22 protein-coding genes and 1 tRNA gene are annotated in these 22,291 nt (G+C 71.8%); 18 read left to right on the forward strand and 5 right to left on the reverse strand.

From position 1 onward, the window contains the following. Positions 1 to 37 precede the first annotated feature (37 nt). Entirely contained in the window at positions 38 to 607 is a 570-nt protein-coding gene (locus tag Q4A22_RS07345) for a 2'-5' RNA ligase family protein (protein ID WP_303178165.1), read from the forward strand. Then, entirely contained in the window at positions 594 to 1,766 is a 1,173-nt protein-coding gene (locus Q4A22_RS07350) for a YhjD/YihY/BrkB family envelope integrity protein (protein ID WP_303178167.1), read from the forward strand. The genes Q4A22_RS07345 and Q4A22_RS07350 overlap by 14 nt, the downstream gene beginning before the upstream one ends. Positions 1,767 to 1,828: 62 nt before the next feature. Here the strand turns inward: Q4A22_RS07350 and Q4A22_RS07355 are convergent, their stop codons facing one another. The 4 genes from Q4A22_RS07355 to sdhC all read right to left on the reverse strand — a co-directional run bounded on the left by Q4A22_RS07355 (position 1,829) and on the right by sdhC (position 5,335). Then, positions 1,829 to 2,611 (reverse strand): succinate dehydrogenase iron-sulfur subunit, encoded by a 783-nt coding sequence (locus tag Q4A22_RS07355; protein WP_303178169.1) that lies wholly within the window; start codon positions 2,609 to 2,611, stop codon positions 1,829 to 1,831. Further along, positions 2,611 to 4,362 carry a succinate dehydrogenase flavoprotein subunit gene (gene sdhA / locus Q4A22_RS07360; RefSeq protein WP_303178171.1) on the reverse strand — a complete coding sequence of 584 codons (1,752 nt, stop codon included), beginning with the start codon at positions 4,360 to 4,362 and terminating at the stop codon, positions 2,611 to 2,613. Before sdhA ends, Q4A22_RS07355 begins: the two co-directional genes overlap by 1 nt. A 105-nt stretch (positions 4,363 to 4,467) precedes the next feature. After that, the gene (locus Q4A22_RS07365; protein ID WP_303178173.1) at positions 4,468 to 4,953 is read right to left on the reverse strand and encodes a succinate dehydrogenase hydrophobic membrane anchor subunit; all 486 of its coding nucleotides are present in this window, start codon (positions 4,951 to 4,953) and stop codon (positions 4,468 to 4,470) included. A 4-nt stretch (positions 4,954 to 4,957) separates the two neighbouring features. After that, positions 4,958 to 5,335: a succinate dehydrogenase, cytochrome b556 subunit gene (gene sdhC / locus Q4A22_RS07370; protein WP_303178174.1), complete on the reverse strand. Its 378-nt coding sequence runs from the start codon at positions 5,333 to 5,335 to the stop codon at positions 4,958 to 4,960. A gap of 277 nt (positions 5,336 to 5,612) precedes the next feature. On the opposite strand from sdhC, the gene Q4A22_RS07375 reads away from it, so the two are divergent. The 16 genes from Q4A22_RS07375 to Q4A22_RS07445 all read left to right on the forward strand — a co-directional run bounded on the left by Q4A22_RS07375 (position 5,613) and on the right by Q4A22_RS07445 (position 21,515). Then, positions 5,613 to 6,728, forward strand: coding sequence for a mannose-1-phosphate guanylyltransferase (locus tag Q4A22_RS07375; RefSeq protein ID WP_303178176.1), 1,116 nt, complete (start codon positions 5,613 to 5,615; stop codon positions 6,726 to 6,728). A 58-nt stretch (positions 6,729 to 6,786) separates the two neighbouring features. Continuing rightward, positions 6,787 to 8,046 carry an amidohydrolase gene (locus tag Q4A22_RS07380; RefSeq protein ID WP_303178179.1) on the forward strand — a complete coding sequence of 420 codons (1,260 nt, stop codon included), beginning with the start codon at positions 6,787 to 6,789 and terminating at the stop codon, positions 8,044 to 8,046. 120 nt (positions 8,047 to 8,166) lie between these two features. Then, complete coding sequence (locus Q4A22_RS07385) at positions 8,167 to 9,264, forward strand: BMP family protein (RefSeq protein ID WP_303178181.1); 1,098 nt, start codon at positions 8,167 to 8,169, stop codon at positions 9,262 to 9,264. A 176-nt stretch (positions 9,265 to 9,440) separates the two neighbouring features. Beyond that, positions 9,441 to 9,848: a cytidine deaminase gene (locus Q4A22_RS07390; protein ID WP_303178183.1), complete on the forward strand. Its 408-nt coding sequence runs from the start codon at positions 9,441 to 9,443 to the stop codon at positions 9,846 to 9,848. A 101-nt stretch (positions 9,849 to 9,949) separates the two neighbouring features. Continuing rightward, complete coding sequence (locus Q4A22_RS07395; protein ID WP_303178185.1) at positions 9,950 to 11,842, forward strand: hypothetical protein; 1,893 nt, start codon at positions 9,950 to 9,952, stop codon at positions 11,840 to 11,842. Positions 11,843 to 11,845: 3 nt separating this feature from the next. Further along, positions 11,846 to 13,030, forward strand: a complete 1,185-nt coding sequence (locus Q4A22_RS07400) for an adenosine deaminase (protein ID WP_303178188.1) — start codon at positions 11,846 to 11,848, stop codon at positions 13,028 to 13,030. Further along, the gene (locus Q4A22_RS11840; RefSeq protein WP_368410620.1) at positions 13,027 to 13,263 is read left to right on the forward strand and encodes a MazG nucleotide pyrophosphohydrolase domain-containing protein; all 237 of its coding nucleotides are present in this window, start codon (positions 13,027 to 13,029) and stop codon (positions 13,261 to 13,263) included. The genes Q4A22_RS07400 and Q4A22_RS11840 overlap by 4 nt, the downstream gene beginning before the upstream one ends. A gap of 7 nt (positions 13,264 to 13,270) precedes the next feature. Beyond that, a complete protein-coding gene (locus Q4A22_RS07405) occupies positions 13,271 to 13,840 on the forward strand; it encodes a MazG nucleotide pyrophosphohydrolase domain-containing protein (protein ID WP_368410621.1) in 570 nt (189 codons plus the stop codon). A gap of 100 nt (positions 13,841 to 13,940) precedes the next feature. Beyond that, positions 13,941 to 15,224 (forward strand): phosphopyruvate hydratase, encoded by a 1,284-nt coding sequence (eno, locus tag Q4A22_RS07410; RefSeq protein ID WP_303178189.1) that lies wholly within the window; start codon positions 13,941 to 13,943, stop codon positions 15,222 to 15,224. Positions 15,225 to 15,364: 140 nt separating this feature from the next. After that, the gene (locus tag Q4A22_RS07415) at positions 15,365 to 15,940 is read left to right on the forward strand and encodes a septum formation initiator family protein (RefSeq protein ID WP_303178191.1); all 576 of its coding nucleotides are present in this window, start codon (positions 15,365 to 15,367) and stop codon (positions 15,938 to 15,940) included. After that, a complete protein-coding gene (locus tag Q4A22_RS07420) occupies positions 15,937 to 16,488 on the forward strand; it encodes a DUF501 domain-containing protein (RefSeq protein WP_303178193.1) in 552 nt (183 codons plus the stop codon). The genes Q4A22_RS07415 and Q4A22_RS07420 overlap by 4 nt, the downstream gene beginning before the upstream one ends. A gap of 68 nt (positions 16,489 to 16,556) precedes the next feature. Further along, entirely contained in the window at positions 16,557 to 17,510 is a 954-nt protein-coding gene (locus tag Q4A22_RS07425; protein WP_303178194.1) for a Ppx/GppA phosphatase family protein, read from the forward strand. Positions 17,511 to 17,602: 92 nt separating this feature from the next. Continuing rightward, complete coding sequence (locus tag Q4A22_RS07430) at positions 17,603 to 18,961, forward strand: S8 family serine peptidase (protein WP_303178196.1); 1,359 nt, start codon at positions 17,603 to 17,605, stop codon at positions 18,959 to 18,961. Between the two features lie 72 nt (positions 18,962 to 19,033). Beyond that, positions 19,034 to 20,419, forward strand: a complete 1,386-nt coding sequence (locus tag Q4A22_RS07435; RefSeq protein WP_303178198.1) for an NAD(P)/FAD-dependent oxidoreductase — start codon at positions 19,034 to 19,036, stop codon at positions 20,417 to 20,419. Between the two features lie 67 nt (positions 20,420 to 20,486). Next, a tRNA-Leu gene (locus Q4A22_RS07440) sits at positions 20,487 to 20,563 on the forward strand. Between the two features lie 151 nt (positions 20,564 to 20,714). Beyond that, complete coding sequence (locus tag Q4A22_RS07445) at positions 20,715 to 21,515, forward strand: Bax inhibitor-1/YccA family protein (RefSeq protein WP_303178199.1); 801 nt, start codon at positions 20,715 to 20,717, stop codon at positions 21,513 to 21,515. Between the two features lie 107 nt (positions 21,516 to 21,622). Here Q4A22_RS07445 and Q4A22_RS07450 read toward each other — a convergent pair whose 3' ends face one another. Further along, entirely contained in the window at positions 21,623 to 22,276 is a 654-nt protein-coding gene (locus tag Q4A22_RS07450; RefSeq protein WP_303178201.1) for a hypothetical protein, read from the reverse strand. Between the last annotated feature and the right edge of the window lie 15 nt (positions 22,277 to 22,291).

Genomic DNA, 22,291 nt, shown 5'->3' on the forward strand with positions numbered 1-22,291 from the left:
GGCTAGTGTGGGTCCCGGTCGAGGGGAGGAGGGGCGCGTGAGCGAGAACTGCGCTTCCCCCACCCTGCGCCCGGGGCGGACCTACGCCGGGGTGGTCATCCCGCTCCCCGAACCGACGGCCCAGGAGCTGCGGGACTGGCGGGAGTCCTTCGGGGACCCCCGGGCGAGGACCGTTCCCGCTCACATCACCCTCATGATCTCCCCCGTTGAGCGCAACTGGGAGCAGCTCTCCGCCCACGTGCGGGACGTGGCCGCCCGGTGCGAGCCCTTCCACGTGCAGCTCAGCGGCACGGGCACGTTCCGCCCCGTCACCCCGGTGGTGTACCTGCGGGTGGGCCGCGGTCACCAGCAGTGCGTGACCCTGCACCAGATGCTGCACGCCCGCAGTGTGGAGTCCGCCTCCCCGTTCGACTACCACCCGCACGTGACTCTCGCCCACGGCGGCAGCCAGGAGACGCTGGACCGGGCGCAGGAGACGTTGCGCACCTACCGCGCTGGCTTCCTGGTGGACGGGGTGCACCTCTACGAGTGCGCTCACGACGGATCCTGGGACCTGCGCGAGCACATCCCCTTGGGACTGCCCGCCGGTGGCCATGGCCCGCACTGACCCGCCCCCGGTGGTCCCCTCGCTCACGGACCGGGCCGGGCTCGTCGCCGAGCACCGGCGGCTGCGCGCTGCGCGGCGCGAACTGGCCGCGCAGGAGGCTCCCGCGGGGCAGCGTGTGGGCGCCTTCTTCGCGTGGGTCTTCGCCCGATTCATGGCCCTGTTCCCCGCGCGCGTGGTGGCCCACTACATGTTCCACGGCGGTCCGCTCATGGCGGCGGGCATGGCCTACCAGCTGCTGTTCGCCTCCACCGCCCTGCTCGTCATCTTCTTCTCCGGCCTGGCCACGTTCCTGGGCACGAACTCACCGCTGCAGCAGAGTCTCGTGGCGGGGGTCGTGGCGAACATCCCTGGGCTGCTGGACGTGGGCGACGGCACCGGGGGAGTGATCCCCCTGTCGCTGCTCGAGGACACGGGCCCGTTCTCGGTGGCCTCCACCGTGGCCGGCGCGGTGCTGCTCTTCACGGCCTGGCGCTGGGTCGCGGGAGTCCGCCTGGCCACCCGCCGGATGTTCGAGCTGCCCCCGGCGCCAGGAATCCCCATGGCTGCCGTGCCCCGCGACCTCCTGTGGCTCGTGGTGGTCGGCCTGCTGCTCCTCGTCTCGGCCACGGTCAGCGTGGTGGCCTCGGGCGCCGTGGACGGCGTGGTGGGGTGGCTCGGGGACATCGGACTCACCCGCGTGCAGCCCTGGCTGGACGGCGGCGGGCGGTCCGCGTTCACGTTCGCGGTGGGCCTGGTGGTGGACTGCCTCACCAGTCTCGCCCTGGTCCGGGGGGTCGCGCAGCTGAAGCTCCACCGCAGGGCGCTCGCCGCCACGGTCCTCGTGGGGGCGGTGGGTTCGCAGGCCCTGCGCTACGGCGGCAGCTCGGTGATCGGAGGCGCCTCCGGCAACCCCTACCTGCTCTCCGTGGCCGTGCTGGTGGGTGTGCTGCTGTGGTTCAACCTCTACGGGCAGATCCTGCTGCTGGCCGCCGCGACCGGTGCCGTGGTCCAGGCCGACATCCGGGGAGCGAGGGCCCAGCCCGAGCGCGAGGACCGCGCCGTCACGGTGGTCCCCACCTCGGCCCTGCCCGACGCCGCTCGCGGGGCGGACGCGCAGCCCGCCATCCGCTGCCCCCGCCGGGGCGACGGGTCCGGCGACCCCCAGCACCCCGACCCATGACATCCCCGCGCCCCCGTACCCGGGTTTGTGTTCCGGGGGCCGCGGTGGTGCTCAGGCCGTGGTCACACGGCGGCGGCGAACACCGCCTTCTTGACCTCGGCGATGGCCTTGGTCACCTGGATGCCACGGGGGCATGCCTCGGTGCAGTTGAAGGTGGTGCGGCAGCGCCACACACCCTCCTTGTCGTTGAGGATCTCCAGGCGCATGTCACCCGCCTGGTCGCGGGAGTCGAAGATGAACCGGTGGGCGTTCACGATCGCCGCCGGGCCGAAGTACTGCCCGTCCGTCCAGAACACGGGGCACGAGGACGTGCACGCCGCGCACAGGATGCACTTGGTGGTGTCGTCGAAGCGCGCGCGGTCCTCCTGGGACTGGTACCGCTCCCCGGTGGGGGTGTGGTCCTCGTTCACCAGGAACGGCATGATCTCGCGGTAGGACTGGAAGAACGGCTCCATGTCCACGATCAGGTCCTTCTCGCACGGCAGGCCCTTGATGGGCTCCACCGTGATGGGCTTGGACAGGTCCAGGTCCTTGAGCAGGGTCTTGCAGGCCAGCCGGTTGCGGCCGTTGATGCGCATGGCGTCCGAGCCGCACACGCCGTGGGCGCACGAGCGTCGGAAGGACAGCGAGCCGTCCAGCTCCCACTTGACCTTGTGCAGGGCGTCCAGCACACGGTCCGTGCCGTACATGGTGAGCTTCCACTCGTCCCAGTGGGCCTCGGTCTCGAACTCGGGGTCGTAGCGGCGGACCTGGAGCACCACGTCGTACGTGGGGATGCTCTCCCCGCCCTCGTCGGCGGTCTGCTGAGCGTCCTGGTTCTGGTTCTCGGTGACTGCTGTGGACATCAGTACTTACGCTCCATCGGCTCGTAGCGGGTCATGATCACCGGCTTGGTCTCCTGCCGGATGCCCGCGGTGGGCGACGACGGGTCCTCGTACACCATGGAGTGGACCATGAAGTTCTCGTCGTCACGGTTGGGGAAGTCCTCGCGGAAGTGGCCACCGCGGGACTCCTCGCGGTGCAGGGCGGCCACGGACATCACCTTGGCAAGCTCCAGCAGGAAGCCCAGCTCCACGGCCTCCAGCAGGTCCAGGTTGAAGCGCTTGCCCTGGTCCTGGATGGAGATGTTCGCGTAGCGCTCCTCCAGGGCGGCGATGTCGTCGAGCGCCTTCTGGATGGTCTCCGCGGTGCGGAACACCTGCATGTTCAGGTCCATGGTGTCCTGCAGGTCCTTGCGGATCGCGGCCACCTTCTCGTTGCCGTGCGGGCTGCGGGCGTTGTCCAGCAGCGCCTCGGTGCGCGCGGTGGCGTCGTCCGGGACGGGCAGGAACTCCGCGGTCTGCGCGTACTCCGCGGCGTACACGCCGGAGCGCTTGCCGAACACGTTGATGTCCAGCAGGGAGTTGGTGCCCAGACGGTTGGAGCCGTGCACGGACACACAGGCCACCTCACCGGCGGCGTACAGCCCGGGGATGGTGGTCTCGGAGTCCTGGAACACCTCGCCCTTGATGTCGGTGGGGATGCCACCCATGCAGTAGTGCGCCGTGGGGAACACGGGCACGGGCTCGGTGTAGGGCTCCACACCCAGGTAGGTGCGGGCGAACTCCGTGATGTCCGGGAGCTTGGCGTCGATGTGCGCGGGCTCCAGGTGGGTGAGGTCCAGCAGGACGTAGTCCTTGTTGGGCCCGCAGCCGCGGCCCTCGCGGACCTCGTTGGCCATGGACCGGGCCACGATGTCTCGGGGGGCCAGGTCCTTGATGGTGGGGGCGTAGCGCTCCATGAAGCGCTCACCCTCCGAGTTGCGCAGGATGCCGCCCTCACCGCGGGCCGCCTCCGAGACGAGGATGCCCAGACCGGCCAGGCCTGTCGGGTGGAACTGCACGAACTCCATGTCCTCCAGGGGCAGGCCGTTGCGGAACGCGATGGCCATGCCGTCACCGGTGAGGGTGTGGGCGTTGGAGGTGGTCTTGAAGACCTTGCCCGCGCCGCCGGAGGCGAAGACCACGGACTTGGCCTGGAACACGTGCAGCTCGCCCGTGGCCAGCTCGTAGGAGACCACGCCCGCGGGACGCCGTCCCTCGGGGGTGTCCACCATGATCAGGTCCAGGACGTAGTACTCGTTGAAGAACTCCACGTTGTGCTTGATGCACGTCTGGTAGAGGGTCTGCAGGATCATGTGGCCGGTGCGGTCGGCGGCGTAGCACGCGCGGCGCACGGGGTTCTTGCCGTGGTCGCGGGTGTGCCCGCCGAAGCGTCGCTGGTCGATCTTGCCCTCGGGGGTGCGGTTGAACGGCAGCCCCATGTGCTCCAGGTCCAGGACCGCGTCGATGGCCTCCTTGGCCATCACCTCGGCGGCGTCCTGGTCCACCAGGTAGTCACCGCCCTTGACGGTGTCGAACGTGTGCCACTCCCAGTTGTCTTCCTCGACGTTGGCGAGGGCGGCGCACATGCCGCCCTGGGCGGCACCCGTGTGGGACCGGGTGGGGTAGAGCTTGGTCAGTACGGCAGTGCGCGCGCGCTGACCGGACTCAATGGCGGCACGCATGCCGGCGCCACCGGCGCCGACGATTACCACATCGTACTTGTGAACCTGCATACCAGATGTTCTTTCTACGTGGGTGAGTGAGAGGAGTTCGGGTCCCCGTCGCGGACCGGAGAAGACGACGAACGGTGGGGCCCGCGGGCCCCACCGTCCACCGGGTCATCGCGCGGAGCAGAAGGACGCCAGCAGGGAGGGGTCGGCGCCCGCGGGGCAGGGCTCGAAGGTGAAGATCACCATGGTGCCCAGGAGGATGACGAACGCCGAGGCCACGCAGAGCAGGACCTTGAGCCAGAAGCGCGTGGTGCTGCGCCCGGCGTAGTCGTCGATGATGGTGCGGATGCCGTTGGTGCCGTGGAGCATGGCCAGCCACAGCATGACCAGGTCCCAGACCTGCCAGAACGGGTTGGCCCACTTGCCACCCACGAAGCCGAAGTCCACGGCGTGGACGCCGTCTCCCACCATGAGGTTGACGAAGAGGTGGCCGAAGACCAGCACGATGAGCACGATGCCGGACATGCGCATGAACAGCCACGCGAACATCTCGAAGCTGCTGCGGGAGGAGCCGGCGCGGTTGTACTTGACGCCGTCCACCTCGAGGTCGCGGCTGCGGGGAACTTGGATCTTGGTCTTGAGAGGAGTGCTCACGGTATCAACCCCCGAAAACGACTGACAGGTGACGGATGAGGAACGGGATCATGACGATGACCCAGAGGCCGAGGACGCCCCAGAGAAGGCTCTTCTGGTGCTTGGTCCCGCCCTTCCAGAAGTCGATCAGGATGATGCGCAGGCCGTTGAAGGCGTGGTAGACGATGGCGGCCACCAGGCCGGCCTCGCCCATGCCCATGATGGGGTTCTTGTAGGTGGCAATCACTGCGTTGTAGGCCTCGGGGGATACACGCACGAGAGCCGTGTCGAGGACGTGGACCAGCAAGAAGAAGAAGATGGCCACGCCGGTGATGCGGTGGGCGACCCACGACCACATGCCGTACTGGCCGCGGTAAAGGGTGCCCCTGGATGAGTTCGCCACGGAATGTCCTCCCTGTGTCGCTCGTCGTCGTGCGCACTGGTGATCGGTGAACAGTGGTGGCGTTCTCGCGCCGGTGCACGGCGATGGCGGAGCCCTGGCTGGCTCTGTCATGGATGATGCGTTACTTCCCGCTCAAGATACCAGCCTCCAGGGAGTCTGCTGACAACGTGTCGCCAACCGTGACCGCGCCGCGGCGCCCCGGAATTCGACGGCTCCCGGGGACGTCACAGGCGGGGGATCCGCGGGTCCGCGCGGGGCGGCCCGTACACTGTCGGTCGTGACTTCGCCATTGCAACGATTCCATCCGTTCATCCCGGCGGGCGGCGTGGGCTCACGGCTGTGGCCCCTCTCCCGCGCGGACGCGCCCAAGTTCCTGCTGGACCTCACCGGTTCCGGCTCCTCTCTGCTGCGCGCCACCTACGACCGGCTGGCCGGGCTGACCGACGGCCCCATCATGGTGGTCACCGGGCGCACGCACGCCGGGGCGGTGCAGGAGCAGCTGCCGGAGCTCACGGCCGCGGACCTGGTGCTGGAGCCGTCCCCGAAGGACTCGGCGGCGGCCATCGGACTGGCGTGCACTCTGATTGCCCGCCGGGACCCGGAGGCGATCATCGGCTCGTTCGCCGCCGACCACGTGGTGGAGCCCGCGGCGGCGTTCCAGGAGGTGGTGCGCGAGGCGGTGCAGGCTGCGGACACCGGGCGGATCGTGACCATCGGGATCACACCGTCGTCCCCTGCCACGGGTTTCGGCTACATCAAGGCGGGGGAGCCGCTGGGGCTGCCGGAGGCGCCGCACGCGCTCGCGGTGGAGCAGTTCGTGGAGAAGCCGGATGAGGCCACCGCCCGCGAGTACGTGGCCAGCGGGCGCTACACCTGGAACGCCGGAATGTTCGTGGCCCCGGTGGGGCTCATGCTCGAGTACCTGCGCGCGAGCGAGCCCGAGCTGGCCCGGGGCCTGGACCGGATCGCGGACGCGTGGGACACCCCGGAGCGTGACGCCGTGGTGGACGAGGTCTGGCCCACGCTGACCAAGACCGCCATCGACTACGCCGTGGCCGAGCCCGCCGCCGCGGCCGGTGCCGTGGCCATGGTCCCCGGGGACTTCACGTGGGAGGACGTGGGGGACTTCGCCGCGATCAACCGGTTGAACAAGGTGGACCCGGACACGGACTCGCAGGTCTCCATCCTGGGGCAGAACAACAGGGTGCTCGCGGACGAGTCCTCCGGCATCGTGGTCTCGGACACCGGGCGGCTGATCGCGCTGATCGGCGTGGCGGACATCGTGGTGGTGGACACCCCCGACGCCCTGCTGGTCACCACCGCCGAGCACGCCCAGCGCGTGAAGAACGCCGTGGACTCCCTCAAGCGCAGCGGGGACACGGACGTCCTCTGAGTCCTCTCCGGGGCCGCGTGCGGCGTCGTGCGGGCCGGGCGGCGGTACTCTGACTCCCATGTTGGATCTGCCGCTGCCCTCCTCCGACGACGTGGGCCAGCCCCCGGCCGTGGGGCCCCTGCTCGCCCAGTACCTCCCGGACCTCGTCCGGTTCCGCCGTGACGTGCACCGCCACCCCGAGCTGTCCTACGAGGAGTACCGCACCACGGAGCGGATCGTGAACGCGCTGGAGTCCGCGGGGCTCCGGCCCGTGCGCTTCGAGCGCACCGGCTGCTACGTGGACGTGGGGCGCGGCCCGGTCATGGTGGGGCTGCGCGCGGACATCGACGCGCTGCCCATCCTGGAGGACACGGGTCTGGAGTACGCCTCCATCAACGAGGGCGTGATGCACGCGTGCGGCCACGACATCCACACCACGGTGATGCTGGGTGTGGCCCGGGTGCTCGCGGACCTCCACCGCTCCTCGCCGTTCGCGGGCACGGTGCGCATCGTGTTCCAGCCCGCCGAGGAGAAGCTGCCCGGCGGCGCCCTCAGCATCATCAGGCAGAACGTGCTGGACGGGGTGCCACGGATGTTCGCCCTGCACTGCGAGCCCAAGGTGGACGTGGGCCAGGTGGGCACCCGGATCGGGGCCATCACCTCCGCCTCGGACACCATCCGCATCGAGCTCTCCGGCCGCGGGGGGCACACCTCGCGGCCGCACCTGACCGAGGACCTCGTCTACGCGATGAGCCAGATCGCGATCGACGTCCCGGCCGTGCTCTCCCGCCGGGTGGACGCACGCTCGGGCGTGGCCGTGGTGTGGGGGCAGATCCACGCGGGGATGGCCCCCAACGCGATTCCCATGTCCGGGTTCATGGCCGGGACCATGCGCTGCCTGGACGCGGACGCGTGGTACCGGGCCGGCGAGATGCTGGACGAGGTGGTGGGTCAGGTGGCCGCACCCTACGGCGTGAACGTGGACCTCGAGCACATCCGCGGCGTGCCACCGGTGGTCAACGGCGAGACGGAGACCACCCTGCTGGAGATCGCCGCCCGTGCGGAGCTGGGCGAGGACAGCATCCTGCTCGTGGAGCAGTCCATGGGCGGCGAGGACTTCGCGTGGTTCCTCCAGCAGGTGCCCGGTGCCATGATGCGTCTGGGCACGCGGGCCCCCGGCGGGCGCACCTACGACCTGCACCAGTCGGACTACGCCCCCCAGGAGGAGGCGATCCGGTGCGGGGTCCAGGTCATGGCCTCCACGGCCCTGCGCGCCGTGCGCCTGCGGGTCCGGGAGCTCGCCGACGCCTCCCGCGACACAGGGGATGCGACCGACTGACGCGCCGCGCGGCGGCCGCCCGGCCGGGGCGCCGGTCGCGCGTCCCCGCGTGCCGTTGCCGGCCGCCCGAGCCCCGCTGCACGGGCCCCGCTGCCCCCGTCCCACCGACCGGAGGACCCCATGACCACTCGACGCCTCCTCCGCCCCGGCGCCCTTGCGCTGGCCGGGATCACCGGTCTCGCGCTCGCCGGGTGCGGCGTCGCCCCGGGCGGCTCCGGGGAGAGCAGCAGCCAGGCCCCGGACTTCAAGGGCTGCATCGTCTCCGACGCCGGCGGCTTCCAGGACCGCTCGTTCAACCAGGGCGCCCACGACGGGCTCGAGGCGGCCGAGGAGCACGAGGGCATCGAGGTCGAACAGGCCGAGTCCCAGTCCGAGACCGATTTCGAGCCGAATCTCGCGTCCATGGTGCAGCGGGGATGCACCCTGACCGTCTCCGTGGGCTCCCTCCTCGCGGACGCCACCGGGAAGGCGGCCGCCGCCGATCCGGACAGGCACTTCGCGATCGTGGACGACGGCTCCATCACCGCAGACAACGTCAAGCCGATCGTCTACAACACGGCCGAGGCCGCGTTCCTCGCCGGGTACCTCGCGGCGGGGACGTCGAAGACCGGGAGGGTGGGCACCTACGGCGGCATGGACATTCCTGCCGTGACCGTGTTCATGGACGGCTTCGCGGACGGCGTGGAGCACTACAACCAGAAGAAGAGGAAGGACGTGAAGGTTCTCGGCTGGAACAAGGGCTCCCGGAAGGGCACGTTCCTCAACTCCTTCCAGGACTCGTCCAGGGCCAGGACCGTCACCCGGAGCCTGGTCGACGACGGCGCGGACGTGGTGCTTCCGGTGGCCGGAGAGGCCGCGCAGGGCACCGCGGACGCGGTCACCGAGGCCAACAAGGACGGCGGGGACGATCCCGTGCGGCTGATCTGGCCGGACACGGACGGCTACGACACCCTGGACTCCGGCAGGCAGTACCTGCTCACCTCCGTGCTCAAGGACGTGGCCCGGTCCGTGGAGGACGTGGTCACCCAGGCCGCGGGCGGCTCGTTCGACAACACGAAGTACGTGGGGACCCTCCAGAACGGGGGTGTAGGCCTGGCCCCGTACCACGACCAGCAGGACGAGGTGGGGGAGGACCTGGACAGGCAGGTCCAGCAGCTGAAGCAGGACATCGTCGACGGCAGGGTCACGGTGCAGTCCCGCAGCGCGCCCAAACCCTGACCGAGCGGCGTCGGGGCAGCCCTGCGGCACGGAGCCCCGCACTGCCCCGGCCACCGCGCCCTCCTGACCACCGCCCCCAGCCACCGCACTCCCGGTCCCCGCGCACGGCGCCACCGGCCCGGCGCGCGGCGTGCCGCCCCCAGCCACGAGACAGCCCGAGAAACGGAGCACCGACCATGACCAGCACGCAGAACCCCGTGGACGAGAGCACGTGGCGATCGCTGCAGCGCGCGGCCACCGAGGCCCTCGCCCACTCCTACTCTCCCTACTCGCACTTTCCCGTGGGCGCGGCGGCCCTCGTGGACGACGGCCGCGTGGTCACGGGGGCGAACATCGAGAACGCCTCCTACGGCGTGACCCTGTGTGCCGAGTGCTCCCTGGTGAGCGCCCTGTTCATGTCCGGTGGGGGGCAGCTCACCGCGTTCGTGTGCGTGGACGCCCACGGTGAGGTGCTCATGCCGTGCGGGCGCTGTCGTCAGCTGCTCTACGAGCACCGCGCCCCGGGCATGGAGCTGCTCACGGTGAGCGGCGTGCGCAGCATGGACCAGGTGCTCCCGGACGCCTTCGGGCCGCAGAACCTCTGAGCCCTGGGCGGCCCCGGGACCCGGGGCCGCGGGGAGGGCTGGGGGTGCCCCGCCTATACTGGCCACGACACCGAGCCCGGCACCCGAAGGGAAACACTCACGTGGGTCTGAGAGATCTGTTCCGCAGCAACAAGCACGACACCCCGACGCCCCGGCCCTCGGCCGGTCCCGCTCCCTCGGCCTCCGCATCCGCGCCCGCCCAGGGCACGCCGGGGGAGAACGGCCCCGTGAGCGGCACGTCGGAGACGACCCCGCCGGAGGGCGCTCGCCGCCGTCCGGAGCAGGACGCCACCCCGCTGCCCGAGACCGGCGCGCTGCGCAACCTCGTGGAGCTTCTGCTCTCGCGCGGTGCGGACCGCGCCCGGCTCACGCTGGTGCAGTCCGGGAACATCATGACCCACCAGACCCGCCAGTCGGTCGGCCAGGCCCAGGACGAGGTGGAGAACGGCACGGTGGACCAGGGCTCGCCCCTGTTCGACGACGTCGCGGACCTCTACACCCAGGCCATGAGCACGCCCGTGGGGCCGTGGCGGCAGCTGGACCTGTCGGTGTCCCCCGCGCAGGAGGGCCGCCGCGAGGTCACCGTGACGTACGACTTCCCGAACGGGGAGACCCGCACCGAGCACTACGCCCAGGGCGGCGCCCCCACCGGGAACGGCCTCCGGGCGGCGCAGGGTGACGCCAGGCCCGACGCCGAGCAGCACCGCGGCGAGCAGCTCGCCGACGCGCAGCCCGCCGACTCCCAGCACGCGACCGAGCAGTCTGAGGAGCACCGCGCGAGCACCGCGGGCGTGGCCGCTGGCACTGCGGCCGCGGGCACCGCCCCAGCCGCCCGCGAGGCCGGGACCGCCGGGGGACAGGGCCTGGACGAGGGGCACGGCACGTCCGGCGCCCCGGAGAACCGCGCCCCCGCAGGGACCGCCCCGGCCACCGAGCGTCCGGAGACGGACGAGGCCGTGGCCGGTACGACGCAGCCCCTGGACGCGGCACCCGTGGACGCCGCGCCCACCACCGGAGCGGCGCCGACGTCCGACGACGCACCCCGCGGTGCGGACGATGACGCCGTGCGCCTCGCGGACGAGCAGCCCGCCCGTCCTGCCCAGGACGGTGAGGTGGTGGCCGGCACCGGCGCCGCAGCCCCGGTCGTGGTGGAGGCGGCCCCCGCGACCCCGACGCGCGAGTCTGCTGACAACGGCCAGCCCGTCATGGAGCCCGCACCCGCCGAGCCCGCCGTCGCGGATCCCGCCGTCCCCGTGGACACCGACGCCCATGACGCCCAGGCGCTCACGGGCGCCACCCCGGAGGACTCCGCCGCGCACTCCCACGGGACCCAGGACCTGCCCGCCCACGTGGACGAGTCCGACTTCGGCACCGAGACCGTGGACCCCCTGGTTCCCTCCGGGACCGCCGGCGCGGCAAGGGACGTCGAGGACGACCCTGCGAGCGCCCCGCAGCTGGCCACGGCCACGGACGTCTCGCCGTCCTACCGCGCTCCGCAGACCCAGCAGGAGCTGGACCAGGACGCCCTCGCCCCGGGAAACCTGGTCCTGACCACCGGTGACGTCCTCGCCCGGCTCGCGGAGGCGCAGCGCCACCTCTTCGGCCCGGAGGGCACCGCGCGGGACGTCTCCACCGTGCTGATCCGCGTTCGCGCCCTGGGCACCTACTACGACGCCCTGACGCACGTGCGCCTCAACGGCTTCTGGGACCAGCGCCCCACGTTCGACCTGGTCCCCGAGGAGCAGCTGCGCGTCCAGGAGCTCAAGGACGACTCGTACCTGGAGGGCTCCGGCGCCCCGCTGGCCATGATGTTCCGCTTCCGCCCGGGTGTTCCCCCGGAGGTCTCCTTCGACTACTCGGACGAGGAGGCGTTCGTGCGCTACGAGCAGCGCCTGCCGGGTCAGAACTACCTGGAGGAGCTGCGGATGTACCCGCGCACCGGTTCCAACATCCCGCAGCACGTCAACGACGCCCTGCAGGACTGGAACTACTGAGCCGTGGCCGCACGAACGCGCGCCGAGGGCCCCGTCCGCACCGCGGACGGGGCCCTCGGGCCACACGGACTCATCTGCCTCCACGACCACCTGGACGGAGGCCTGCGACCGGCCACCGTGGTGGAGCTCGCCGGGCGGATCGGCCACGAGCTGCCCACCACGGATCCCGAGGCGCTGGGCCGCTGGTTCCGTGACAGCGCGGACTCGGGCAGCCTGCCGCGCTACCTCGAGACCTTCGAGCACACCGTGGCGGTCACCCGCACCGCGGACGCGCTGCACCGGGTAGCTCGCGAGTACGTCGAGGACTGCGCCGCGGAGGGGATCGTCCACGCCGAGGTCCGCTGGGCACCCGAGCAGCACGTCGGTCCGCAGCTGGACCTGGACGACGCCGTCGAGGCCGTGCGCCGCGGGCTCGCCGAGGGCGTTGCCGGTGTCAAGGCGGCCGGTGGTCACATCTCCGTGGTGCAGATCCTGTGCGCCATGCGCCACCTGGACCGCTCCGAGGAGATCGCGGAGCTCGTGGTGCGCCACGCGCGCCCTGCCGCCGCGGCGTCGTCCGGGGATGCGCGGGGTGGGCCGGACCCCGCCCCCACCACGACGCCGCCCGGCACCGTTCCCGGGGAGCCGGAGCCCGGCGCGGTGGTCGCGTTCGACCTGGCGGGGCCCGAGGACGGGTTCCCCGCCTCCGACCACGCCCCGGCGCTCGCGCTGCTCGCGGCCCACCGGGTGCCCGTGACCCTGCACGCCGGGGAGGCCGCCGGGACGGAATCCATTGCGGACGCCCTCGACAGCGGGCGCGCCCTGCGGCTGGGCCACGGTGCCCGGCTGCTGGACGAGGACCCGGAGGCGAGCACCCCGCTGAGCCGCTGGGTCCGGGACCGCCGGATCGCCCTGGAGCTGTGCCCGTGCTCGAACCTGCAGACCGGGGCGAGCGCGGCGTGGGGCACCACGGTGGCCGCCCACCCCGTGACCCGGATGCTGCGCGCCGGCTTCACGGTGACCGTGTCCCCCGACAACCGACTGATGAGCGGGACGTCCGTGAGCCACGAGCTGCGGCTCCTGCGCCAGGAAGCCGGGTGGAGCGCCGCGGACGTGGTGCGCGTGCAGCGCAACGCGGCCCGCGCGGCCTTCGTGCCGATCGCCTACCAGCAGTGGCTCGAACGGCTCGTCACGGGGGAGGACGCGTGAGCGGCGGGCAGCGGAGCCACCCGGCGGGCGCCGCCGGCAGCGGGCACCCCGGCACGGACGCGGGGCGGCAGTTCGAGCGGCTGCTCGCGGTGATGGACCGGCTGCGCTCCCCGGGCGGGTGCCCGTGGGACGGCGAGCAGACCCACGAGTCCCTGCTGCGCTACCTCGTAGAGGAGGCGTACGAGGTCGTGGAGGCCGTCGAGGCGCCGAGCCCCCCCGCGACAGCGCCGTGACGACCTCGTGGAGGAGCTCGGGGACGTGCTCCTGCAGGTGGTCTTCCACGCCCGGATCGGCGAGGAGCACGAGGGCGAGCAGCGCTTCGACGTCTCGGACGTGATCGCCTCGGTCACCGACAAGCTGGTGCGCCGCCACCCGCACGTCTTCCCGGACCGCTCGGGCGCATGCGCCGGGGAGGCCCCGGCCGGCGAGGTGGAAGCGGCGGGCGACGCCGCGGCGTCGCCCGGGGAGGAGACGGCCACCGAGGCCGAGCTGGCCGCTCGCTGGGACGCGGTCAAGCGGGTGGAGAAGCCGCACCGCACGAGGATCTTCGACGGCATCCCGCCCGCGCTGCCCGCGCTCGCGTACGGCGAGAAGGCACTGTCCAAGGCACGCCGCCACGGGGTTGCCGGTGTGGAGCCGGCCACCTCCCAGCCCACGGCGCAGCGGCGGGAGGCGGAGGAGCGCGAGCTGGGGGAGGAGCTGCTGGCACGGCTGGAGACCGCCTCCGCCCGCGGTCTGGACGCGGAGCGCGCCCTGCGCACCGCCGTGCGGGAGTTCGTGCGCCGCCACGACGGCCCCGTGCCCGACTGACCCGCGCCGCGGGCGCGCTCGCGGCCACGCGGGGGTGCTCGGTAAACTGAGGACCAGGGATGCAACGTCCCGCAGGTCGACGACCGACAAGGAGATTTTCATGGCAATGATCATTGCGCTGCAAGCCCGCCAGATCCTGGACTCCCGGGGCAACCCCACGGTGGAGGTCGAGGCCCTGCTGGAGGATGGCAGCTTCGGCCGCGCCGCGGTGCCCTCGGGTGCCTCGACCGGCGAGCACGAGGCCGTGGAGCGTCGCGACGGGGACAAGAAGGTCTACCTGGGCAAGGGTGTGCTGGACGCCGTCCACGCCGTGGACGAGGAGATCGAGCAGGCCGTGGTGGGTCTGGACGCCTCGGACCAGCGTGCCGTGGACCAGGCCATGCTCGAGCTGGACGGCACCGAGAACAAGGGCAAGCTGGGCGCGAACGCCATCCTGGGCGCGTCCATGGCCATCGCCCGCGCCGCCGCCAGCTCCGCGGACCTGCCCCTGTACAAGTACCTGGGAGGCCCCAACGCCCACGTGCTGCCGGTGCCCATGATGAACATCCTCAACGGCGGCTCCCACGCGGACTCGAACGTGGACATCCAGGAGTTCATGATCGCGCCCATCGGCGCCCCCACGTTCTCCGAGGCCCTGCGCTGGGGCGTGGAGGTCTACCACAGCCTCAAGTCCGTGCTGAAGGACCGCGGTCTGGCCACGGGCCTGGGCGACGAGGGCGGGTTCGCCCCGAACCTCGAGTCCAACGCCGCCGCCCTGGACCTCATCATCGACGCCATCGAGAAGGCTGGCTACACCCCGGGCCGGGACATCGCCCTGGCACTGGACGTGGCCTCCTCCGAGTTCTTCGAGAACGGCTCCTACTCCTTCGAGGGCCAGCACCGCTCCGCGCAGGAGATGTCCGAGTACTACCAGCAGCTCGTGGCGAACTACCCGCTGGTCTCCATCGAGGACCCCCTGGACGAGAACGACTGGCAGGGCTGGGCCACGCTCACCGAGCACATCGGCGACCGCGTCCAGCTCGTGGGCGACGACCTCTTCGTCACCAACCCCGAGCGGCTGTCCCGCGGCATCCAGGAGAAGGTGGCCAACGCGCTGCTGGTCAAGGTCAACCAGATCGGCTCCCTCACGGAGACCTTCGACGCCGTGGAGCTCGCCCAGCGCAACGGCTACCGCTGCATGATCTCCCACCGTTCCGGTGAGACCGAGGACACCACCATCGCGGACATCGCGGTGGCCGTGAACGCGGGTCAGATCAAGACCGGTGCTCCCGCCCGCTCGGAGCGCGTGGCCAAGTACAACCAGTTGCTGCGCATCGAGGAGGAGCTCGGGGACGCCGCGACCTACGCCGGCGCCTCCGCCTTCCCGCGCTTCACCGCCAAGTAGGGCGCGCCGCCGGTGCCCTCCGGGGTGCCGCGCCGCAGCGCACGACGCCGTCCGCTCCCGTTCCGGGGCCGGGCGGCGTCGTGCTACGGGTAGACTGTGCGAGCACGATCCGCCCCACCCAGCCCACCCGGGAGGTACGCATGGCCGGTCCCCGCCCCCGGATCCCGCGGCGCCCCGCGCGCCCCGCGCGGCAGAGCCCCGAGGAGACCACCACCCGGGCCGCGAACCCCGGGCCCGGCACCGCCCCCGGCTCCCGCGGTGGATCCTCCACGCTGGCGGCGCCCACCCCGGCGCACTCCTTCAACGGGCGGCTCGTGGCACTGGTGGTGGTGGCCACGCTCATCGTGTTCCTGGCCGCGCCCACCGCCAAGATCTTCGTGGACCAGCGCACCCAGATCTCCGAGCTGCGCGCGAGCATCGACCGCGAGCAGCAGCAGCAGGAGCAGCTCAAGCGCGAGGAGCAGCTCTGGGGGGACGACTCCTACGTGGAGCAGCAGGCCCGCGAGCGGATGTCCTACGTCAAGCCGGGGGAGAACCCCTACGTGGTGCTGGGTGCGCACACCGAGCACCAGCAGGCCGTGCAGTCCTCGGCGGACCAGGTGGAGGCCGGCAAGCCCGCGTGGGCTGACGGGCTGTGGCAGTCCGTGGTGGACTCCGCCTACCCGCAGGACGACATCACCCTGGAACCGGACACCCGAGAAAGCAGCGACAAGTGAGCCCAGCCGCCCCGCACGATCCCTCCGTCACCCCGCAGGACCTCACGGTGGTGGGCCACCAGCTGGGGCGCCCGGCGCGGGACGTGGTGGAGATCGCCGCGCGGTGCACGTGCGGCAACCCCCTGGTGGTGGCCACCGCCCCTCGGCTGAGCGGCGGCACGCCCTTCCCCACGGTCTTCTACCTCACGCACCCGGTGGTCACCGCCGCGGTCTCGCGGCTGGAGGCGGAGGGTGCCATGTACGGGATGACGGAGCGCGTGGCGCAGGACCCTGAACTGGCCGGTCGCTACACCGCCGCCCACGAGGACTACCTGGCTCAGCGGCGTCGGATCGGGGAGCTCGCCGGGACCGGGGACGTGCCCGAGATCGCAGGGATCTCCGCCGGGGGGATGCCCACCCGTGTGAAGTGCCTGCACGTGCTCGTGGGCCACGCCCTGGCCGCGGGCCCGGGTGTGAATCCCCTGGGGGACGAGACTCTGGAGCTGATCTCCCACACCTGGACCCCGGACGCGTGCGCGTGCGACCCTGCATGGCGCGCCGAGGACTGAGACCCGGGCCCGTTCCGCCACGTCCGTCCCTGCAACCCCGATCCTGAGAACCGAGGACCCCTCCTGCCATGCGCGTAGCTGCCATCGACTGCGGTACCAACTCCATCCGTCTGCTCATCGCGGACGCCGTGACGGACGACGGCGGACGAACCGTGCTGCGGGACGTGGTGCGCGAGATGCGCATCGTGCGCCTGGGCCAGGGGGTGGACGCCACGGGCTGGCTGTCCGAGGCCGCGCTGGAGCGCACGTTCGCCGCGGTGGACGAGTACGCGGCGCTGATCGAGCGCCACGGGGCGGACCGCGTGCGCTTCGTGGCCACCTCCGCCACCCGCGACGCCGGCAACCGTGACGTGTTCGTGGCGGGCATCCGCTCCCGCCTGGGCGTGGTCCCCGAGGTGGTCAGCGGCGAGGAGGAGGCAGCCCTGTCCTTCCGTGGCGCACTGAACGCGGCCACGGGTCTGGACCCCGCGGACCGCGTGCTCGTGGTGGACCTGGGGGGCGGCTCCACGGAGTGCGTGCTCGGCACCCCGGAGCAGGTGATCGCGGCCAGGAGCGTGGACGTGGGGTGCGTGCGCCTGACCGAGCGCCACCTGGGATCCAACCCGCCCACCGCGGAGCAGCAGGAGCGGGTGCTGCGCGACGTGGACGACGCCCTGGACGTGGTGGCCCGCACCGTGCCCCTGGCCGAGGTCACCCGGCTCGTGGGCGTGGCCGGCACCGTCACCACGGTCACCGCCATGGCACTGGGGCTGGACGGCTACGACCCCGAGCGCATCGACGGCACCGTGCTGGACGTGGCGGACGTGGTGCGGGCCTGCCGTGAGCTGACCGGGATGACCCGTGAGGAGCGCGCCGGGCTGGGGTTTATGCACGAGGGTCGCGTGGACGTCATCGGCGCCGGGGCGCTGGTGTGGCGCCGGGTGGTGGAGCGCGTGGCGGCGGCCACCGACGGCCGTGTGAGCACGGTGACGGCGAGCGAGCACGACATCCTGGACGGCATCGGCCTGTCCCTGGTGTCCTAGCCACCGCCGGCCCGTGGACGCGGGCCGGGACATCACCCCCACGAGGACGCGCGGTCGGTCGGACCTGGCACGCGCGGGGAAGCAGAGGGACCATGACGGGACGCAGGCGCGCGCGCACCCTGGCGGCGGGTGTGGCCGCGGCGCTGCTGCTCGCGGGGACTGCCGCGGCGCCGGCGCTCGCGCAGGATCCCGTGGTTCCCGCTCCCGCGCCGTCGGTCCCCGTGGAGACCCCCGTGGACCCGCCCACTCAGGACGGCAAGGACTCCGTGGCCGCCACGGACATCCAGCAGCGCGAGTACTGGCTGGACGACTACGGCGTGCGGGACGCCTGGAGGACCGCCACGGGCAAGGGTGTGAAGATCGCCGTGATCGACACCGGCGTGGACGGCACCCACCAGGACCTGCAGGGCGCGCTGGGCGAGGGCACGGACGTCTCCGGCGTGGGCCGGGCGGACGGGCAGGAGGGCCTGGGCCCGGAGCCCGAGCACGGCACCCTGGTGGCCTCCCTCGCCGCGGGCAGGGGCCACGGTGCCGCGAACGACGGCGCCCCGGGCCACCGGGAGGGCATCCTGGGTGTCGCACCGGACGCCCAGGTCCTGCCGGTCTCCCTCGGACTCGGGGCGCAGCAGCCGGGTGAGAAGAGCGTGGACGAGCAGATTCCCGCGGCGGTGCGCTGGGCGGTGGACCACGGCGCGGACGTGATCAACATGTCCGTGGGCTCGGACTCCACGGCCTGGCCGCAGTCCTGGGACTCGGCCTTCGCGTACGCGGAGGAGAAGAACGTGCTCGTGGTGGCCGCGGCCGGCAACCGTGGCTCCGGGCTGAACCAGGTGGGGGCGCCCGCCACGATCCCCGGGGTGCTCTCGGTTGGCGGGGTGGACCGCAGCGGCACGGCGAGCTGGGACTCGTCCTCGCAGGGCATCTCGATCGCCGTGGCCGGGCCCAGCGAGGACATGGTGGGTGCCATGCCCGGCAACGGGTACGCCGAGTGGTCCGGCACCTCCGCCACGGCACCCCTGGTCGCGGGGACGGCCGCGCTGATCAAGCAGAAGTACCCGGACCTCACCGCGGGCCAGGTGGCCGAGCGCATCGTGCGGACCGCCCACGACGCGGGGGACAAGGGCAAGGACCCGCTCTACGGCTACGGGATCCTGGACGTGGAAGCGGCGCTCACCCGGCAGGTAAAGACCACGGACGAGAACCCCCTGGGCAGCATCCGGCACTGGATCGCCCAGAACCGTCCGCAGAGCGCCTCCCCCTCAGCGAGCCCGAGCTCGGGCACCGCCGCGGGGGACACCCGCCAGGTCACGGAGGAGGCCACCCCGCCCGTGGCCCAGCCGCCGCTGAACGAGACCGGCGCGCTGCCCGTGGTGGTCCTGGCATCCTTCGGGGTGGTGGTCGCGGCACTCACCGTGGCCGCGGTGCTGCACATCCGGAGGCTCGCCCGCTGATGTGACGCCCGGCCCGGTCACCACCGGACATTCCGTCACCAAAGGGACCATGCCGCGGGTAAACTTCCGGACATGGCATTCAATCAACTTGCTAAGGACCGTCCGCGCCTTCTCATCGTGGGTGGCGGCTACGCCGGTTTCACCCTCGCCCAGAAGCTGCAGACCCGCATCAAGGAGTCCGGCGGCGTGGTCACGGTGGTGGACCCCAACCCGTACATGACCTACCTCCCGTTCCTGCCGGAGGTCTCCGCGGGCAACATCGAGGCCCGCTACGCCGTCATCCCGCACCGCCAGCACCTGCGGGACTGCGAGCTGGTGAACGGCCGGGTGGAGCACATCGACCACGCCAACCGGAAGGTCACCGTCAAGGGCATCGACGACGGCCCCGAGTTCGAGCTCGCGTACGACGAGATCGTGGTCACCGGTGGTTCCACCACCCGCACCTTCCCCATCCCGGGGCTCGCGGAGAAGGCCATCGGCATGAAGACCATCGAAGAGGCCGTGTCGGTCCGCAACTGGGTCCTGGAGCGCATCGAGACCGCCTCCCTCACGGACGACGAGGAGCTCAAGCGCCAGGCGCTGACCTTCATCGTGGTGGGCGGCGGCTACGCCGGCTCCGAGACCATCGCGGAGCTCGAGGACATGGCCCGCTCCGCCGTGGAGCGCAACGACCGCCTGCGCGTCTCGGACCTGCGCTTCGTGCTCGTGGAGGCCATGGGCCGGATCATGCCCGAGGTCTCCAAGGACCGTGCCGAGAAGGTCGTGGCCGAGATGCGCGCCCGCGGCATCGAGGTGCTGCTCAACACCTCCATCTCCGAGGTCGACGGCGACGTCGTGAAGCTCATCAACATGGGCGACAAGTCCCCCGCGGGCGAGATGGCCACCGACACCCTCATCTGGTGCGCCGGTGTCCAGGCCGCGGGCTTCGCGAAGAACAGCGACCTCCCGGTGGACGAGCGCGGTCGTGTGCGCGTGGGTGCGGACCTGCGCGTCACGGGCGACGACGGGCCCCTCGAGGGCGCCTGGGCCGCCGGTGACATCGCCGCCGTCCCGGACCTCACGGGTGCCGGTCCCGGTGGCTTCTGCGTCCCCAACGCCCAGCACGCGGTGCGCCAGGCCGCCACCATGGCCAAGAACATCATGGCCGCCCACCAGGGCGCGCCCCTGGAGGACTACTACCACGAGGGCCTCGGCTCCGTGGCGGGCCTGGGCCTCTACAAGGGTGCGGCCACCATCCGCGGCGTGGACCTGGGCGGGCTGCCCGCCTGGGCCATGCACCGGCTCTACCACGGCTACGCGATCCCCACGGTGGAGCGGAAGGTGCGCGTGTTCACGGAGTGGGGCATCAACATGCTCTTCGGCCGGGACACCACTCCGCTGCGCCACCTGCACGACCCGCGTCTCGCGTTCCGCAAGGCCGCGGGGGAGAACGTGCCGGCGGCCCGCGCCCGCCTGTGACGCACTCCTGACCTGACACGCCCACGGTGGGGCCGCGCGACGTCGCGGCCCCACCGTGGGCGTGTGGGCCCCCATAGCCCAATCGGCAGAGGCAGCGGACTTAAAATCCGCTCAGTGTGGGTTCGAGTCCCACTGGGGGCACCATCCCGGGCGTCGCACCCCCGGCACGCGCACCGAGCCCCTGACTGGCAGGTGGCCGGGAGTCCGTTCGCTCTGCAGGAACCAGCCCGCCGCCGCGGGGTGCCACTGCTAGCCTGGAGGAACAGCTCGACTACGCCCTCGAAAGGACGTCACATTGGCCGGCGGAAATCCCCTCCTCAACGACTTCGGTAAGAAGAACGCCAGCACCGCCCCGGGTTCCCTGCAGGACTCCCGGTACTCGCCCGAGCAGCTCGAGCGCATGTACAGCGCTCCCGCGGCCGGACCCGCCCAGACGGGGCGCATGAGCTACGACGACGTCGTGGTGCGCACCTCGCTGGTCCTGGGCTGCGTGGTCGTGGCCGCCGCCGCCGGGTGGTTCGTGCCCGTCCTGGCCGTGCCCGGTGCGCTCGTGGGCCTGGTGCTGGGACTCGTGAACTCCTTCAAGCGCGAGCCGAGCCCCGTGCTCATCATCCTGTACGCCCTGGCCGAGGGGCTGTTCCTGGGCGGCATCTCCGGCTTGTTCGAGGCCAGCTACCCCGGCGTGGTGGTCCAGGCGGTCATCGGCACCCTCGCGGTGTTCGTCTCCGTCCTGGTGCTCTACAAAGTGGGAGTCCTGCGCTCCTCGCCGCGCGTGACCAAGTTCTTCATGGTGGCCCTGATGGCGTACGCGATCTTCGCGCTGGTCAACTTCGGCACCAGCCTCATCGGGGGCTTCGACATGCGCACCGAGGTCTCGGTGGCCGGCATCCCGCTGGGGCTCGTGGTGGGCGCGATCGCCATCCTGCTGGCCGTCTACAGCTTCGTGCTGGACTTCGAGAACATCACCGACGGCGTTCGGCGCGGCCTCCCGCGCCGGGCGGCCTGGTCCGCGGCGTTCGGCCTGACCGTGACCCTGATCTGGACCTACGTGGAGATTCTGCGGCTGCTCTCCATCATCCGCTCCATGAGCGAGTGATCCGCGGCCGTCCCGGGGGACCTCCCCGGCGCGGCACTCGACGACGGCCCGGTGCGCTCTCGCACCGGGCCGTCGTCGTGCGTGGGTCCCACCCCACAGACCCCGCCTCACAGGTAGCGGATCTCCAGGTCCCGCGGTGGGAGGTTGATGGCCCGGGCGGGCACGCTCTCGCTCGCCGCGCGGCCCACGAACAGCCACCCGAGGATCTCCTCGTGCTCGTCCAGGTCGTAGAACGCGCTGACGAGCTCGCGGTCGGAGGGTTCCCGGCGGGACCAGATGGTGGCCCACCCCTGGGCGTAGAAGGCCGCCTCCAGCACCCCGCGGGCCGCGTGGACGTCCCCGCGCTGCTCCTTCTTCGGCTCGGGAAGCTCCGGGTGGTGGCGGAAGATCAGTGCCAGGGCCACACCGCCGCGGGACGCCCACTGCAGCGTTCCACGGTAGGCGGCGAGCACCCGGATCTTCTTCCCCTTCAGCCGGGGCAACGGCCCGTCCAGGCTGGGCACGGAGGTCAGCCCCGCCATGGCCGCGGCGAGCTCGGGGGCGGCGCCGCGTCCGGTCACGCTCACGCGCCACCCCACGGGGCGGTCGTCGTACCTGGCGCCGGCGGCGGTGCGCAGCACATGCTCCAGGTCCTCCTTCCGAGGGCTCTCCTGCGTGAGCAGGCTCGCGGGACGGCGCTGGGAGAGGACACGCAGCAGTGTGGTGGACATGCACGCCATCTTGTCATCCCGGCGGCCCGAGAACTGGTCCGTGCGCGTCATTCTTTGATGCGATGA

Source organism: Kocuria sp., assembly GCF_030530945.1.
GTDB lineage: Bacteria > Actinomycetota > Actinomycetes > Actinomycetales > Micrococcaceae > Kocuria.